The sequence below is a fragment of the Campylobacter concisus genome, from assembly GCF_902460895.1.
In the GTDB taxonomy this organism is placed as follows: Bacteria; Campylobacterota; Campylobacteria; order Campylobacterales; family Campylobacteraceae; genus Campylobacter_A; species Campylobacter_A concisus_BC.
Window position 1 is genome coordinate 263,010 of the sequence record NZ_CABPVL010000004.1, and the last position, 15,253, is coordinate 278,262.

General features: G+C 40.6%; 16 protein-coding genes. 9 read left to right on the top strand and 7 right to left on the bottom strand.

All coding sequences use genetic code 11. From position 1 onward, the window contains the following. Positions 1-146: 146 nt before the first annotated feature. The 3 genes from F3G98_RS07895 to rpsT all read right to left on the bottom strand — a co-directional run bounded on the left by F3G98_RS07895 (position 147) and on the right by rpsT (position 2,230). Complete coding sequence (locus F3G98_RS07895) at positions 147-566, bottom strand: TOBE domain-containing protein (RefSeq protein WP_021086663.1); 420 nt, start codon at positions 564-566, stop codon at positions 147-149. Positions 567-878: 312 nt separating this feature from the next. Then, positions 879-1,946 (bottom strand): peptide chain release factor 1, encoded by a 1,068-nt coding sequence (gene prfA / locus F3G98_RS07900; RefSeq protein WP_004317452.1) that lies wholly within the window; start codon positions 1,944-1,946, stop codon positions 879-881. Between the two features lie 14 nt (positions 1,947-1,960). Beyond that, positions 1,961-2,230: a 30S ribosomal protein S20 gene (rpsT, locus tag F3G98_RS07905; protein WP_004317319.1), complete on the bottom strand. Its 270-nt coding sequence runs from the start codon at positions 2,228-2,230 to the stop codon at positions 1,961-1,963. 157 nt (positions 2,231-2,387) lie between these two features. Between rpsT and glmM the strand changes: the two genes are divergently transcribed. The 6 genes from glmM to F3G98_RS07935 all read left to right on the top strand — a co-directional run bounded on the left by glmM (position 2,388) and on the right by F3G98_RS07935 (position 7,080). After that, positions 2,388-3,728: a phosphoglucosamine mutase gene (gene glmM, locus F3G98_RS07910; RefSeq protein ID WP_004317384.1), complete on the top strand. Its 1,341-nt coding sequence runs from the start codon at positions 2,388-2,390 to the stop codon at positions 3,726-3,728. Beyond that, positions 3,721-4,173, top strand: a complete 453-nt coding sequence (gene lspA, locus F3G98_RS07915) for a signal peptidase II (protein WP_149725985.1) — start codon at positions 3,721-3,723, stop codon at positions 4,171-4,173. The genes glmM and lspA overlap by 8 nt, the downstream gene beginning before the upstream one ends. After that, on the top strand, positions 4,163-4,525 hold the full coding sequence (locus F3G98_RS07920; protein WP_107805591.1) for an NINE protein: 363 nt from the start codon (positions 4,163-4,165) through the stop codon (positions 4,523-4,525). The genes lspA and F3G98_RS07920 overlap by 11 nt, the downstream gene beginning before the upstream one ends. A 9-nt stretch (positions 4,526-4,534) precedes the next feature. Next, on the top strand, positions 4,535-4,969 hold the full coding sequence (locus F3G98_RS07925) for a HemJ family protein (RefSeq protein WP_004317437.1): 435 nt from the start codon (positions 4,535-4,537) through the stop codon (positions 4,967-4,969). A 9-nt stretch (positions 4,970-4,978) separates the two neighbouring features. Next, positions 4,979-5,524: an HI_0983 family protein gene (locus F3G98_RS07930; RefSeq protein ID WP_021092665.1), complete on the top strand. Its 546-nt coding sequence runs from the start codon at positions 4,979-4,981 to the stop codon at positions 5,522-5,524. Positions 5,525-5,640: 116 nt separating this feature from the next. Continuing rightward, positions 5,641-7,080 (top strand): acetyl-CoA carboxylase subunit A, encoded by a 1,440-nt coding sequence (locus F3G98_RS07935; RefSeq protein WP_004317286.1) that lies wholly within the window; start codon positions 5,641-5,643, stop codon positions 7,078-7,080. A 40-nt stretch (positions 7,081-7,120) separates the two neighbouring features. Here the strand turns inward: F3G98_RS07935 and F3G98_RS07940 are convergent, their stop codons facing one another. Then, positions 7,121-8,050 (bottom strand): outer membrane protein assembly factor BamB family protein, encoded by a 930-nt coding sequence (locus F3G98_RS07940; protein WP_149725986.1) that lies wholly within the window; start codon positions 8,048-8,050, stop codon positions 7,121-7,123. 99 nt (positions 8,051-8,149) lie between these two features. Between F3G98_RS07940 and F3G98_RS07945 the strand changes: the two genes are divergently transcribed. From F3G98_RS07945 to F3G98_RS10450, 3 genes are all read left to right on the top strand, one after another. Then, on the top strand, positions 8,150-8,722 hold the full coding sequence (locus tag F3G98_RS07945; protein WP_103639742.1) for an SMI1/KNR4 family protein: 573 nt from the start codon (positions 8,150-8,152) through the stop codon (positions 8,720-8,722). A gap of 169 nt (positions 8,723-8,891) precedes the next feature. Further along, positions 8,892-10,250: an NADP-specific glutamate dehydrogenase gene (gene gdhA, locus F3G98_RS07950; protein ID WP_021084055.1), complete on the top strand. Its 1,359-nt coding sequence runs from the start codon at positions 8,892-8,894 to the stop codon at positions 10,248-10,250. Positions 10,251-10,637: 387 nt separating this feature from the next. Beyond that, on the top strand, positions 10,638-10,802 hold the full coding sequence (locus F3G98_RS10450; RefSeq protein WP_180999503.1) for a hypothetical protein: 165 nt from the start codon (positions 10,638-10,640) through the stop codon (positions 10,800-10,802). Positions 10,803-11,985: 1,183 nt separating this feature from the next. Here the strand turns inward: F3G98_RS10450 and infC are convergent. The 3 genes from infC to F3G98_RS07970 form a co-directional block, all read right to left on the bottom strand. Beyond that, complete coding sequence (gene infC / locus F3G98_RS07955; protein ID WP_103608697.1) at positions 11,986-12,504, bottom strand: translation initiation factor IF-3; 519 nt, start codon at positions 12,502-12,504, stop codon at positions 11,986-11,988. Beyond that, complete coding sequence (thrS, locus tag F3G98_RS07960; RefSeq protein WP_103608698.1) at positions 12,501-14,321, bottom strand: threonine--tRNA ligase; 1,821 nt, start codon at positions 14,319-14,321, stop codon at positions 12,501-12,503. Before thrS ends, infC begins: the two co-directional genes overlap by 4 nt. A gap of 335 nt (positions 14,322-14,656) precedes the next feature. Beyond that, on the bottom strand, positions 14,657-15,238 hold the full coding sequence (locus F3G98_RS07970; protein WP_103608699.1) for a YbaK/EbsC family protein: 582 nt from the start codon (positions 15,236-15,238) through the stop codon (positions 14,657-14,659). Positions 15,239-15,253 lie beyond the last annotated feature (15 nt).

Consider the following 15,253-nt stretch of genomic DNA (forward strand, 5'->3'; position numbering starts at 1 on the left):
TTTATTTTTTAAATTTGAGGGATATAAATATTAATCAAATTTTTATTTGACTAAATTTATAAAGGAAATTTGTGTTTATTTTGGCTATTAGCTTAAATTTAAATATTAGTTTAAAGAGAGAGTCGGAGCAAATTTGCCCCGAGAAATTATTTAACGCCAACTATGATTTGAGTTGCTTTGATGATAGCAGTTACTTTGTCGCCTGCTTTTAAAGCCAAATTTTGAACTGACTCTCTTGTGATGATAGCTGAAATTTTGCTGCCATTTGCGTCAATGATAACCTCAGCATTTACAGCGCCATCTTTTATCTCGCTAACAACGCCTTTGATTTGATTTGTTGCGCTAAGCTTGATGCTGTCGTCTTTTGAAACGATAACGCTTGAAGCTTTGAATAAAAATATAGCTTTTTTACCAACTTTAAGATCAAGAGCTTTTTCGCTATCAACTGTAATAGTTGCTTTTAGGACCTCACCACCTGCTAGTTTGCCAGCTATTAGCGAATTTACCGCACCTGTTCTTACTTCTGATATCTCGACGTTTAGTTGATTTCTTGCACTTAGTGACATATTTTCTCCTTATTTTGATTTAATGTTTGGGTATTATAGAGTATTATTATTAATGCAAACTTATGATCAATCAATAAAATTTTTTAATATCATAAGTAAAGATTTATAATTTATCAAAGTCCAAAATACCGCGCTAAATGAACTAAAATCTAAAAATTTAATTTAAATTATTTTTGAAAAATATATTGAATAAATATTATTTTTTATTATAAAACAGACAAACTAAGATCGTTTCAAGATCAGATTACTTTAGATCTTAGTTTGTAGATTTTTGATTTTTAATGACTTGGTGAGAATTTATAAATTTTGCGCTTAAATGCCAGCCTCAAGCATAGCTTCTGCTTGATAGTGAGTGATAAGCGGCTCTATGATCTCATCAAATAATCCTGCAGCCATGATCGCATCAAGGCGGTAAAGTGTTAAATTTATGCGGTGATCGCTTATGCGGTTTTGTGGGTAGTTATAAGTTCTTATCCTGCCTGAGCGGTCTCCAGTGCCGACTTGACTCTTGCGCTCGCTAGTCTCTTTTGCAAGTCTCTCTTGCTCTTGCATCTCGTAAAGTCTAGCTTTTAGCACCTTCATCGCAGCTTCTTTGTTTTTGTGCTGGCTCTTGCCATCTTGGTTTGTGACAACAAGTCCTGTTGGTATGTGCGTGATCCTAACGGCACTATCAGTTGTATTTACTGACTGACCGCCGTGGCCCGAGCTTCTCATAACATCAACTCTTATATCATTTGGATTGATCTCGATCTCGCTGTCTTCAACCTCTGGCATGATAGCCACAGTCACAGCCGAGGTGTGCACCCTGCCCTGACTCTCAGTCTCTGGCACGCGCTGAACCCTATGTGTACCACCTTCAAATTTTAGTCTAGAGTAAGCGCCTTTGCCCTTTATAAGCACGATGATCTCTTTAAAACCGCCAGTATTGCCCTCGCTTTGGCTAACGATCTCAAATTTATATCCACGAAGCTCTGCATATCTGATGTAAGCGTTAAAAAGATCCCCAACAAATAGTGCAGCCTCGTCACCACCGGTGCCTGCGCGAATTTCTAAAAATATATTTTTATCATCGTTTGGATCTTTTGGAAGAAGTAAAATTTTAATCTCTTCTTCAAGCTTCTCTCTTGAAATTTCTAAATTTTTAAGCTCATCTTTTGCAAGCTCGCCAAGCTCAGAGTCCTCAAGCAGGGCTTTATTCTCTTCGATGTCGTTTAGAATTTGTAGATATTTTTTTGCAGCAGTTGCGACTGGCTCGATAGATGATTGCTCTTTTGAGAGCTTTGTCATCTTTTCGATATCGTTTGCTATATTTGGATCGCTTAGAAGCGTAGAAATTTCATCATAGCGATCCAAAAATGGATGAAGTTTATCAGCAAACATTAAAATTTAATAGATTAAGCAGCTTTTAGAGTATTTACTAATTGAGCAAGGCGACTAACGCGACGAGCAGCAGTTTGCTTCTTCAAAAAGCCTCTACTTACGAAGCTGTGGATGCTTTTGTTAGCAACTTTTAAAGCTTCATTTGCAGCATTTAGATCTTTAGCTTCTACAGCTACACGCACTGCTTTTGTGATGTTTTTAAGTCTAGTGCGGTAAAATCTGTTTCTTTCTGTTCTTTTTATAGTTTGTCTAGCTCTTTTTTCAGCAGATTTATGGTTTGCCATAATATACCTTTTTTGATAATTTTAGTCCGTGATTATATGAAAAATATATTTAATTGTAACTGAATTTAAGTCTGCTTTAAAACAAATAAAATTTTAGATTTTAAATTTGATAATTTCTGATAAAATAGCACCATTTTATAATAAAAAGGATAATTTTATGAAACTTTTTGGAACAGACGGAGTTCGTGGTAAGGCTGGCGAAAAGCTTTCAGCTCAAACATCTATGCGCCTTGCAATGGCTGCTGGAATTTACTTTAGAAAGACCTCAGCGACAAATGTGATTTTGGTTGGAAAAGATACTAGAAAAAGTGGCTATATGATAGAAACCGCCATCGTTGCAGGGCTAACTGCAGTTGGCTACAACGTCCTTCAAATAGGCCCTATGCCAACGCCTGCAATCGCATTTTTAACAGAAAATATGCGCTGTGACGCTGGCATAATGATAAGCGCCTCACACAACCCATACTACGATAACGGCATCAAATTTTTTGATAGCTTTGGCAACAAGCTTGATGAGACGATAGAGGCCGAGATAGAAAAAATCTTCTACGACGATGAGCTCATCGCAAACGCCCAAAAGACGATGACAGAGATCGGTGCAAACAAGAGGATCGACGATGTTATCGGCAGATATATCGTGCAGATCAAAAATTCATTCCCAAAAGAGCTAAATTTAAAGAATTTACGAGTAGTTTTAGATGTGGCAAACGGAGCTGCTTATAAGGTCGCACCAACTGTATTTAGCGAACTTGGAGCTGATGTCATCGTCATAAACAACGAGCCAAATGGTAGCAACATCAACCAAAACTGCGGCGCACTTCACCCAGAAGATCTAGCAAGCGAGGTAAAAAGGCTTCGTGCTGACATCGGCTTTGCATTTGACGGCGATGCTGATAGACTTGTCGTTGTCGATGAAAACGGCGAAGTTGTGCATGGCGACGCGATACTTGGCTCACTTGCAGCATTTTTACACGAGCAAAAGGCGCTAAAAGGTGGAGCCATCGTGGCTACGGTGATGAGTAACGCCGCACTTGATGACTATCTAAAAGCTCACAAGATCAAGCTACTTCGCTCAAACGTAGGCGATAAATACGTGCTTGAGATGATGAAAGAAAATGGCATAAATTTTGGCGGCGAGCAAAGCGGTCACGTCATTTTTAACGACTACGCTAAAACTGGCGACGGACTTGTTACTTCAATGCAAGTAGTTGCTATGATGCTTAAAAAAGGCAAAAAAGCTAGTGAAATTTTTGGCGAGCTAAAGCCGTATCCGCAAATTTTGCTAAATTTAAAGATCACAGAGAAAAAGCCGCTTGATAAGATAGAGGGGCTAAAAGAGCTTGAGGCTAGCCTTGCAAAAGAGGGCATAAGATCGCTATTTAGATACTCTGGCACTGAAAATTTGATCAGACTTTTGCTTGAGGGTAAAAATCAAACTTTAGTTGAAAAACGCATGGATGAAGTTGAGAAATTTTTTGTAAAAGCCCTAAATGCATAAAAGCTTGATTAAATTTTTCATCGCGTTTTTTCTCATTTTTATCGTTGATCAAGCGATAAAAATGATATTTATAGATGGTTTTTCGTGGGAGGGCGAGTTTTTCTCGCTAGTTCTTACATATAATAAGGGCGTTGCATTTTCGATGTTTGCCTTTTTAGATGAGTGGCTTAAATTTATCCAGATTGCCCTCATTTTAGGCGTTTTTGTCTATCTAGTCGTTGAAAAAAAGCTGCTTTGCTCGCATGCCATTTGGCTTGGAGCTTTGCTAGGAGCTGGTAGCTCAAACATCACAGATAGATTTATCCATGGCGGCGTCGTGGATTACGTCTTTTGGCATAAGTGGTTTAACTTTGCGGTCTTTAACTTCGCTGATGTAATGATCGATCTTTGCGTTGTGATGATACTTTGGCAAAGTTTTAGAAAAAGGAGAGAGAGTGGGAAATAATATCTACGTCGCATACGCACTTTGGCTACTTACTGGCTGGCTTGGAGCGCATAGAATTTACCTTGGTAAATTTATCACTGGCTTTTTGATGATGGGACTATTTTTCATTGGCTACTCTACGTTTTATTTCATTATAGGCATACCATTCTTAGCTATCTGGGGCATTTGGTGGCTTATCGATGCATTTTTAGTTGGCGCTTATGTTGAGAAAAATTTACAAAAAGTCGAGCTAAAAGAGAGACTAAAACTAAAAGATAAAGAGGATGACTTAAAAAGGCTTTACGAGCTTTTTGAGAGTGGTGCGATCAGCAAGGCTGAATTTGAAGCTAGAAAAGAGATACTTTTTAGATAAGGAGACGTTATGGCAGAATATTATCTTTACTTAAAATACCTCCACTATTTGTTTTTCATCTCGTGGATGGCAGTGCTGTTTTATCAGCCAAGGCTCTACGTTTATCACGTAGAAAACATGGACAAGCCAGACTTTGTAAAGGTGGTTGAGGTGATGGAGTACAAGATGTATCACTACATCGGCTGGGTCGCACTGATTGGCTCATTTGTCACTGGTATATTGATACTTATCGCAATGCCTGATCTTATAAAAACTGGTCACATCCATGTCAAAATTTTAGTTGTCATCTTAATGGCTATCTATCACCTAGACCTTGGACGCTACATGAAGCAGCTCAAAGAAAAGCGCTGTAACAAAAGTGGCATCTTCTTTAGAGCTTACAACGAAGTGCCAACTATCGCGATGCTCATCATCATCTGGGTAATGATAGTAAATCCATTTTAAAGGAATTTGATGAAGAAATTTTTAGCATTTATCGCTTTGCCAGCGCTCTTGCTCGCAGCTACTCAGTATTTTGAGCCGATGCAGATAAAATTTGACAACAGACTCTACTCGCTAGCAGGCTCAGCCAAGCCTGTGCCAAATTTATTCACGCAGGAGTACTTGCTGCCTGGCGAGAAACTAGATAGTTTTAGCTACATGCTCTCGCTAAATACCCTTAAATTTGACGCTACGCCAGAGCAAGCGGTCGAGCAAAAGATAAATGATCTAAAAGAACTAAAAGCAAAAGGGCTAAAAGTGGCTTATAAAAAGGGCTCGCTCGCAAATGAAATTTATCTTGATATCACGATATTTTCAAACCTAAATGGCGTGCCAACAGCCGAGCACTCGATATATCGCTACACCAAACAAGGCGGAAATTTAGTCCTTTTTACCATCCAAAGGCGTGCTTATAAAAAAGAGGGCATTCAAAGATTTGCTACAAATTTCACGATCGAGTCGCAAGACTTTAGCAAAAAAGCCCTAGCCACACCTTTCCCACAAATCATCAGCAAATAAAGAAATTTGAGTGTAAATTTAGCCTTTGCACTCAAATTTTAAAACCAGACTTAACAAATTTATCTAAAAATAAAACGAATAGTTATATGATAAGAAAAACTCAAAAAGGATAGCCTATGATACATAAAATTCTTATCGCAAATCGTGGTGAGATCGCAGTTAGAATAGTCAGAGCTTGTAGGGATTTACACATCCAAAGCGTAGGAATTTACACAGCACCAGACAGCGAATGCTTGCATGTAAGGATCGCTGATGAGGCCTATCAAGTGGGCGAAGATCCGATCAAGGGCTATCTTGACGCCAAAGCTATCGTAAAGCTTGCAAAAGAGTGCGGGGCTGACGCGATACACCCAGGATACGGCTTTCTAAGCGAAAACTACGAATTTGCAAAGGCGGTTGAGGACGCTGGGCTTATCTTCATCGGTCCAAAAGCCGAAGTCATCAAGAAAATGGGCGATAAAAACATCGCTAGATATCTAATGAAGAAAAACGGCATACCGATAGTTCCAGGCACTGAAAAGCTAAATGATGAGAGTATGGACGCCATAAAAGAACACGCTAGACGCATCGGCTATCCAGTCATCTTAAAAGCAAGTGGTGGCGGTGGCGGCCGTGGTATCAGGGAGGTCTGGCAAGAAGAAGATATGCAAGATGCCTTTGAGTCATGCACCAGAGAGGCAAAAGCATACTTTAACAACGACGAAGTTTTTATGGAGAAGCTTGTCGTCAATCCTCGCCACATCGAGTTTCAAATTTTAGGCGATAACTACGGCAACATCATCCACCTTTGCGAGCGTGACTGCTCTATCCAAAGGCGCCACCAAAAGATCATCGAGATCGCACCTTGCCCATCAATTAGCGAAAATTTAAGAAAGATCATGGGCGTGACCGCAGTGGCTGCTGCAAAGGCTGTGGGCTACTCAAACGTAGGAACTATCGAGTTTTTACTAGATGACTACAACAACTTTTACTTTATGGAGATGAACACTCGTATCCAAGTAGAGCACGGCATCACCGAAGAGATCACAGGACATGATCTTGTCGTTAGGCAGATAAGGATCGCAGCTGGTGAAATTTTAGAGATCGAGCAAAGCGACATCAAACCACGAGGCTATGCGATAGAAGCAAGGATCACGGCTGAGAATGTCTGGGAGAATTTCATTCCAGCACCAGGCACGATCGAGGGCTACTACCCAGCTCTTGGCCCATCTGTGCGCGTCGATAGCCACGTCTATAAGGACTACACCATACCACCATTTTACGACTCACTTATCGCAAAACTGATCGTCAAGGCGACTGATTACGATCTAGCGGTAAATAAGCTTGAAAGAGCACTTGAAGAATTTACCATCGAGGGCGTGCGAACGATCATCCCATTTTTGCTAACGATCAGCAAGAGTAAGGAATTTAGAAGGGGATTTTTCGATACTAGCTACGTTGAGAAAAACTTAAAAACTATCCTTGAAAACACCTATGATGATATGAACAAAGAGCCAAATGACGACCTAGAAGAGGTCATCGTAGAGGCGATAAAAAGATATAAAAAGAAGAGATAAATTTATCTCATTATGGCTTTGGCGATAAATTTCGCCAAGGCTAAATTTCCGCGCAAACTGCGTAAATTTTAGCTCCGTCATTAGCCACAGCATAGAGCCTGCCACCGCTTACTAGCATGATCTGATCTGCGCTAAGTCTAAATTTCTCAAACTCTATCTCTTTTAATAGCAAGCCATCTTTGGCGCTTATCAAAACTGGCTTATTTTTGCGGTTTGCGAGCAAAATTTGACCTTTGATCCAAACAAAATGCTCCGTGCCGCTGGTTTTAAACTTAAACATCACCTCGCCACTTTTTGCATCCACGGCGTATAGATCTCCACCCTTGCCAGCGGTGCCAAAGTAAAGTACCCCATCATTCAGGCAAACTGGCGTGTAGAGATATGCACCAAGCTTTAGCCGCCAGATGGTCTTGCCTATCCTTGCGCCCTGCTCTTTGGGCGGCAAATTAGTGTTTAAATTTTCATCTTTTGCTTCGCTTTTGAGCTCTGCGCCGCCCAAAATTTCTTTGCACTCCATCATAAATGGCGAGCTCATGCGTACGCAAAAGCCATCAAATTCATACGTTTTAGCGTCGTTATATATCTCTTTTATGGGCTCCTTAGCAACGCCGAGCTCGCTCATCTGCCCGTCACTTATTTTTATAAGCTTTGCAGGGGAGTTTATGTAGCCCTTGTAGTATCTCGTATTTAGCACGAAGTAGCCATTTTCTGGGTAACAACGCGCATTGCTAGCTATAAAAATTTCGCTTTGTTTATAGGTAAGCGTTGATCTTTTATGCTCGCTAAAGTCGCGTGAAAATGTATCTAGTAGCACGTAGTTTGGCGTTAGTTTTTGAGCTATCTCTAGCTCGCTAGGCACCCCAAAAGCAAAATGCACAAATGCAATGCGCTCATCCATCTCGTAAATGCCAGTTACGCCGTGCCCGCGAAACTCCACACCAGGCATATCAAGAGGATATGATCTAACCACGCTAGCTCCTTAAATTTATGGCGATTATAACCTAAATTTCAAAGCGCACTAGGCTAAATTTGATAAAATTTGCCAAATTTAGCAAATTTAAGGAGCAATATGTTTTTAAAACTAGACGAGATCGCTAGAAAACTAGATCAAATTTTCTTGCCGCTAGAGCAAGAGGGTATGACTGGCATGAGACTTTTGCCGCAAAAGGACGCTTTGGCGTTTATGCAAGCACAAAAGAGCCTTGGCGTAAATTTCCCAGCCAAATTTACAAATCTTTTAAGCAAATTTGAGCTTGGCAATTTTGAAATTTGCAATATCAGTTTTGGCTGTAGAGGCGACTACGCGAGCGAGCTAGTGCGCCTAAACAGCGTAGATGAGTTTGGTGGCAAATGGTGGAGTGGCGAGGATCGCCCAGTAAATTTGATAGTTTTTGCCGTGGGAGATCCTTGGATATTTTTGCTTGATTGCGCGAGTGGTGCGGTCTATGCGTGGCTACTTGAAGATAAAAAGCTTTGCAGCAGGCGCGTTGCGAGCGACTTTGAAAAATTTTTCATAGCGCTTGCTAGCACCTATATAGCAAGGCTAAATGATGAAGCCATGCCATCAGCCCAGCAAATCCTAAATTTTGTCCATGCAGACGACACAGCACTTGATTTTTGGCAAGAGATGGCGCAAATTTAGTAAATTTTATAAATTTATCCTAGCAACCAAAGCAAAAACCACTTTTTATAAATTTAGTTTCGATATGTAACACTCATTGCCCAAAATAAAAATATTAAAATATCTTTAAATAAAAATTTTTTCTAGCCGAGCTAATATTTAACTACAAAAAAAGGAAAAAGGAGCAAAAATGAGCGAGTACATCGAACAAACGATGGAGTGGATAAAGAAGACCAACCCAGGTCAAGGCGTCTTTGTCCAAGCTGCGACTGAGGTTTTAAACAGCCTAGAGCCGCTTATCAAAAGAGAGAGCAAGTACCAAAAACACGCGATCCTAGAGCGCATCGTCATCCCTGAGCGCACGGTGATCTTTCGCGTGACATACACGGGCGATGATGGCAGACCAAAGGTAAATAACGGCTACCGCGTGCAGTTTAACTCAGCTGTTGGCCCATACAAAGGCGGTCTAAGGCTCCACCCAAGCGTCGATCTTGGCGTGCTAAAATTTCTTGGATTTGAGCAAATTTTCAAAAACTCGCTCACTGGCGTAAATATCGGCGGCGCAAAAGGTGGTAGCACCTTTGATCCAAAGGGCAAGAGCGAGGGCGAGATAATGCGCTTTTGCCAAGCATTTATGAGCGAACTATATCGCCACATCGGCAACACCGTGGATGTGCCAGCAGGCGACATCGGCGTGGGCGCTAGAGAGATCGGCTATATGTTTGGCCAGTATAAAAAGCTAACTGGCAGATTTGATGGTATCCTAACTGGCAAGGGGCTAAACTGGGGCGGCAGCCTAGCGCGCACAGAGGCTACTGGATACGGACTAGTATATTTCACTCAAAACATGCTAAAAAAAGCTGGACTTGATCTAGAGGGCAAAAAATGCAGCGTCAGCGGTAGCGGAAATGTCGCCATCTACACGGTCGAAAAGCTCTATCAAGCAGGCGCACTGCCTATCACCGTCTCTGACTCAAACGGATATGTCTATGACGCTGAGGGCATCGATCTAGCGGTGCTTAAAGAGCTAAAAGAAGTAAAACGCGCTCGCCTTAGCGAATACACCAAATTTAGACCAAACGCAAAATACGTAAGCGTGAGCGAATACAAAGAGGGCAGAAACGGCGTCTGGGACGTGCCATGCGACGGGGCCTTCCCATGTGCGACACAAAATGAGCTTCACCTAGCTGACATAAAAGTGCTTTACGCAAATGGCTGCCGCTTCGTGGCTGAGGGCGCGAACATGCCAAGCACGCTTGATGCGATAAATTTCATGCTTGCGCAAAAAGACTTTCACTTTGCTCCAGCAAAAGCAGCAAATGCTGGCGGCGTGGGCACAAGCGGACTTGAGATGATGCAAAATGCTGGCATGACTTCGTGGAGCTTTGAAGAGGTCGATCGCAGACTTCATGGCATCATGAATCACATCTTTGAACTAAGCTACGAAACAAGTAAAGAGTTTGGCGATGAGGGCAACTTAGTGCTTGGCTCAAATATCGCTGGCTTTAGAAAAGTGGCTGATGCGATGATAGATCAAGGATATGTGTAGGCTGATTTGCTCTGTAAATTTACGTCCAAGCCAAATTTGGACGTAAATCGATACGAGGCAGGCTATGGTTTTTAGCCAAAATGGAATTTGCCTTTTGCACGGCAAATTTTACTAGCAAGCCAGCAAATTTACGCTAGCTTGAAGTATTTTATGCCGTGTTCGTTTTGACAAATTTTTGCTGGCGAGGCAGATGCGAATTTGAAGCTTGACTAAATTTCACTAGGGTGGTGAGCAGACCACTTTTTTAGAGCTTTTAGTATAAATTTTGTCAAAATAGCCGATATGGCGGTAAATAGTGGTGCGGCGAGGCTCGTCCTTTAAATTCGATGGTTTTTACTGCGGATGATCCGTTGATGTTTTTGCTTGATTGCACGAGTGGTGCGGTCTATGCGTGACTACTTGAAGATGAAGAGCTTTGCAGCAGGTGCGTTGCGAGCGAAAAATTTTCATAGCGCTTGCAACTTCGACATAGTAAAGCTAAATGACAAAATCCTGCCAGAAAGCGAGCAAGACCTAAAATTTCTCAAGCAGATAACAGAGCACTTTTTTTGACAAGAAATGGCTTATGAAATTTAGTAAATTTAGGCTCGTCCAGCCTAAATTCTCTTTTATAAATTTAAGCTACAAACAAGTAAATTTCTTACTAAATTTAGCCTAAGCACACACACCATAAATTTATAAACTCGCAAGATGGTTATCAAATTTACTTTACTAGACGACTTTATCCAGTCAAATTTCAGCAAAGCACCCATGCAAGGGTCGGCAGCAGAAAAAAGGTGGGATAAATTTTTGTAAGCGAAAATTGAAATTTACTGCATTTAACCCACAAATAAGCAAATTTCTCATCAAATTTAGTCACCACATAAAAAGTATTATTAAAACAATATTTCTCTTGCCAAATTTAGCTAGATATTAGGCAAAAATTAGCTTAAAACACTCACGCAAGCGCTAAAAATTTGTAAGCTCAAAAGGACTTTTTCAAATTTACTCCAACAAGTTGGCTTTACCAAGTAAAATTTCAACAAAGCAACCCACACGAGCGATAGCAAAATAATTAAATTCTGCTAAGTAAAGATTAAAATTTGATAAATTTAAGCTGCAAATAATCAATTTTCTTACCAAATTTGCCTATCACATAAAACCAAAAGTAGTCAAAACATTTTGTAAAAAGCATTATTAAAGCAACATCCCGCCCTTGCCAAATTTAGCTAGCTCATAGGCAAAATTTAGCTTAAAAACTCTCACTCAAGCATATAAAAAACAAAATTTAAAACTCACAAGAAGTTTTAGGCACAGCGCTTTTGCGAGTGACAGCAAGATAATCAAATTTGGACAAGGGAATTTAAATTTTGCTAAATTTAAGCTACAAATAATTAAGTTTTTTACCAAATTTAGCCTGCAATTAGACAAAATTTGGTTTAAAACACCCACGCAAACACTTAAATTTACAAACTCGCAAGAAAGTCAATTTGTCTAGATTATTTTCAGCACAACGTCTATACAAGTGATGTCAAAGTATTAAATCCCAGCAAGCAAAAATCAAAATTTACTAAATTTAAGCCGCGTCTAAATTCATCCTACAAAATTTAACCACAAGCCACATCAACAGCAAACACCCCCAGCGTAAATTTAGCAGATATAAAAATGATAGAATTTTTGAGAAATAGTTATTTATGAGTTTTTTGTATTAAAAATTTAGTAAAAGAGCAAGCACTAGCCTGCTCTTTGTGAGAATTTAACCCTTTTTTGGAGTTACAAGCATATTTACATAACGACCTTCTATCATAGGCTCTTTGTCGCGGTCAGCTTCATCTTTGATCATCTCCCAGACCTTCTCAAGCATGGCCACGCCAGCTTCTGGAGTGCTCATCTCGCGACCCTTCAAAAACACACGAAATTTAACGTGTTTGCCGTCTTGCAAAAATTCGCTCGCATGTTTGACCTTGTAGTTTATATCGTTTTGGGCGATCTTAACAGAGAGCTTTATCTCTTTGACGTCGATGATTTTTTGCTTTTTCTTGGCCTCTTTTTGCTTTTTCTCTTGCTGATAGCGGAATTTACCATAGTCCATTATCTTGCAAACTGGCGGCTTCGCATCAGGCGCTATAAGCACCAGGTCAAGCCCAAGCCTATTTGAGATCTCTAAAGCCTCATCTCTTGAGATGACACCGTATGCTGTGCCATCATCCCCTACACATCTTACCTCTCTCGCCCTTATATCTTCATTGAGCAATACTTCATTTTCCTTACTCAAAAATGTACCTCACTAAGTTTCTCCTTCGTTAAATTTATAAAATCCGCCAAGCTCATATCGCTCTGCGTCCTAGCCTGTCTATCGCGCAACGCAACGCTCTTATTCGCTACTTCGTTGTCTCCTAGCACGACTATCATAGGCACCCTTTGTTTTTCTGCCGTTCTTATTCTTTTATTTAAACTCTCATTTTTACTTGCGATCTCGCTATCGACGTTGATCTTTCTTAGCTCGCGTGAAATTTCTTTTGCATAGTCTAAATGCGCGTCGCTAATAGGCACAATGACGACTTGCGTTGGAGCTATGAAAAATGGCAACTCACCAGCAGTGTGCTCAAGTAAAATTCCTATAAATCTCTCAAAACTGCCAAGCAAGGCTCTGTGAAGCATTACAGGGCGCTGTCTTTCGTTGTTTGCGTCGATGTAGCCTAGGTCAAAGCGCTCTGGCAGGTTAAAATCCACTTGGATCGTGCCGCACTGCCACTTTCTCTTAAGCGCGTCAGTTATCTTAATGTCGATCTTTGGTCCATAAAATGCGCCGCCGCCCTCGTCGATGCCGTATTTAAAGCCGTTTTCATCAAGAGCTTCTTTTAACGCTTTTGTAGCAGTTTCCCAAATTTCATCGCCGCCGATCGCTTTGGCTGGCTTGGTTGAAATTTCCATCTCATAGTTAAAGCCAAAATTCTCCATTATCTTGCCAGCAAATTTTAAAATTTCTAAGATATTTTCTTTTATCTGGCTTGGCATACAAAAGATATGTGAGTCATCTTGTGCAAATTCACGCACCCTGAAAAGTCCGTGAAGCACGCCGCTTTTCTCATGGCGGTGTACGACGCCGTATTCAAAAAATTTAAGCGGCAAGTCGCGGTAAGAGCGGATGTCACTTTGATAAACTTTGATATGACCCACGCAGTTCATCGGCTTTATGCCATACTCTGTCTCATCGATCGTCGTAAAGTACATATTTTCTTTATAGTTTGCGTAGTGGCCGCTCTTTTTCCACACATCAGCTTTTAAAAGCTCTGGTCCACGCACTGGCTCGTAGCCACGGTCACGGTGAGCTTTATATAAAATTTGCTCTAACTTCGAGCGCAAACGTCCGCCGTATGGCAGCCAGATCGGCAAACCACCGCCCACTTCTTCATCAAATGTAAACAGCTTCATCTCGACGCCAAGCTTTCTGTGATCGCGCTTTTTAGCCTCTTCGATGATGCGGATGTGCTCTTTTAGGCTCTCTTTGTCTGCGTAAGCTGTGCCGTAAATTCTAGTTAGCATCTCGCGGTTCTCATCGCCGCCAAGATACGCGCCAGCCACGCGTGTAAGCTTGAAGAATTTTAAAAATTTAGTATTTGGCAGGTGTGGTCCGCGGCAAAGATCTTCAAAATCGCCTTGCGAGTAGCTGCTCACTTCGCCATCTGGGATTCTTTTTAAAACCTCTTGTTTTAAGTCGTCATCTTTAAATTTATCGCTCATATTAGCTTTGGTTGAGCAAGTTTTAACTATGTCAAATTTCTTCTCAGCAAGCTCTTTCATCTTATCTTCGATCGCTGCTAGATCGCTCTCACCTAGCTTCGTACCCTCATCATCAACTCTAAAATCATAATAAAATCCATCTTCTACGTTTGGTCCGACAAAGAATTTCGCCTTTGGATAGAGTGATTTGATAGCTTGTGCCATGAGGTGTGCACAGGAGTGTCTGATAACGTGTAGTGCCTCTTTTGAGTTGTCGAAATAGACAGGCTCAGCACTACTCTCACGCCCTGCGATACTTTGAGTATCGACTATTTCGCCATTTAGTTTGTATGCGATGATATCGCTCATTGTTTTTCCTTATATCAAATTGTCTTTTTTACGATAAAAGAACGATTAAGGATTTTATCAAAATGGGCTTTAAGCTAAACTTAATATTTGCTAAGCAAATTTTTATAAATTCTTTTTAAATTTAGTAAAATTTGAGTTAAAATTTTTGCTTTTAAAATATAAACTTTTATATATAAAGATAAAAATCCCTAAAATATACGTATTTTATCTATATACTTTATTATACTTTAAGATTATCCCTGATAATATTTGCTCCTGAAATGAATTTAGCAATTTCTCGTCTTTGCATTACTTAAATTCATTTTTCTCCCGACTAATTTAGTGCTAGGAAGTGGTTAGCCTAGCACTTTTTCTTTTGCAAATTTAACAAATACTGGCTTTACTATCCTGGCGTAGTCTTTGGCGTTTAAGATGAGTGATCTATCAAGAAGCCCCGCATTAAAGGCAATCTCCTCGTTTCGCTCTAGCAAACTTTCGTCCACAACAAGGTGTAAATTTTTATGAAAGCTAAATGGCGGAACCGAGCCAAATACGCAATCAGCCAAGGCCGTAACCTCCTCTGGGCTAGCAAGGCTTGCTTTTTTGCCATCAAATTTTTGCGCAAGCGCGTCAAGATCAGCCTGCTCGTCCGCTGGTAAGACAGCGAGCAAGTAAATTTTACCAGCCTTCATTGCTGGCCTTTCATCATCTAGCAAGTAGCCTTCAAGTACATTTTCATCTTTAAAAATTTCTCTAAATTTCGCTTCATCAATGCCTTTTATAGAGCACACCAGCGCCTTTGCGCCCTGACTCATCTTCGTGCCCCTTATCTTCGCAACCTCCTCTGAAGTCCTCGCGCTCTCATGCTCTATCACTCTAAATTTAGCCCCATTTTTGCTAAGAAGATCGTGGATTTTATTAAAAATTTGCTCTGACACAGCTCTTTCCTTTGG

What these genes read in the sequence shown, in the direction of transcription:
- lspA (WP_149725985.1), top strand. Translation starts at nt 3,721, where the DNA reads ATGCATAAAAGCTTGATTAAATTTTTCATCGCGTTTTTTCTCATTTTT.
- F3G98_RS07935 (WP_004317286.1), top strand. Translation starts at nt 5,641, where the DNA reads ATGATACATAAAATTCTTATCGCAAATCGTGGTGAGATCGCAGTTAGA.
- F3G98_RS07930 (WP_021092665.1), top strand. Translation starts at nt 4,979, where the DNA reads ATGAAGAAATTTTTAGCATTTATCGCTTTGCCAGCGCTCTTGCTCGCA.
- gdhA (WP_021084055.1), top strand. Translation starts at nt 8,892, where the DNA reads ATGAGCGAGTACATCGAACAAACGATGGAGTGGATAAAGAAGACCAAC.
- F3G98_RS07925 (WP_004317437.1), top strand. Translation starts at nt 4,535, where the DNA reads ATGGCAGAATATTATCTTTACTTAAAATACCTCCACTATTTGTTTTTC.
- F3G98_RS07895 (WP_021086663.1), bottom strand. Translation starts at nt 566, where the DNA reads ATGTCACTAAGTGCAAGAAATCAACTAAACGTCGAGATATCAGAAGTA.
- prfA (WP_004317452.1), bottom strand. Translation starts at nt 1,946, where the DNA reads ATGTTTGCTGATAAACTTCATCCATTTTTGGATCGCTATGATGAAATT.
- rpsT (WP_004317319.1), bottom strand. Translation starts at nt 2,230, where the DNA reads ATGGCAAACCATAAATCTGCTGAAAAAAGAGCTAGACAAACTATAAAA.
- F3G98_RS07945 (WP_103639742.1), top strand. Translation starts at nt 8,150, where the DNA reads ATGTTTTTAAAACTAGACGAGATCGCTAGAAAACTAGATCAAATTTTC.
- glmM (WP_004317384.1), top strand. Translation starts at nt 2,388, where the DNA reads ATGAAACTTTTTGGAACAGACGGAGTTCGTGGTAAGGCTGGCGAAAAG.
- F3G98_RS10450 (WP_180999503.1), top strand. Translation starts at nt 10,638, where the DNA reads ATGCGTGACTACTTGAAGATGAAGAGCTTTGCAGCAGGTGCGTTGCGA.
- thrS (WP_103608698.1), bottom strand. Translation starts at nt 14,321, where the DNA reads ATGAGCGATATCATCGCATACAAACTAAATGGCGAAATAGTCGATACT.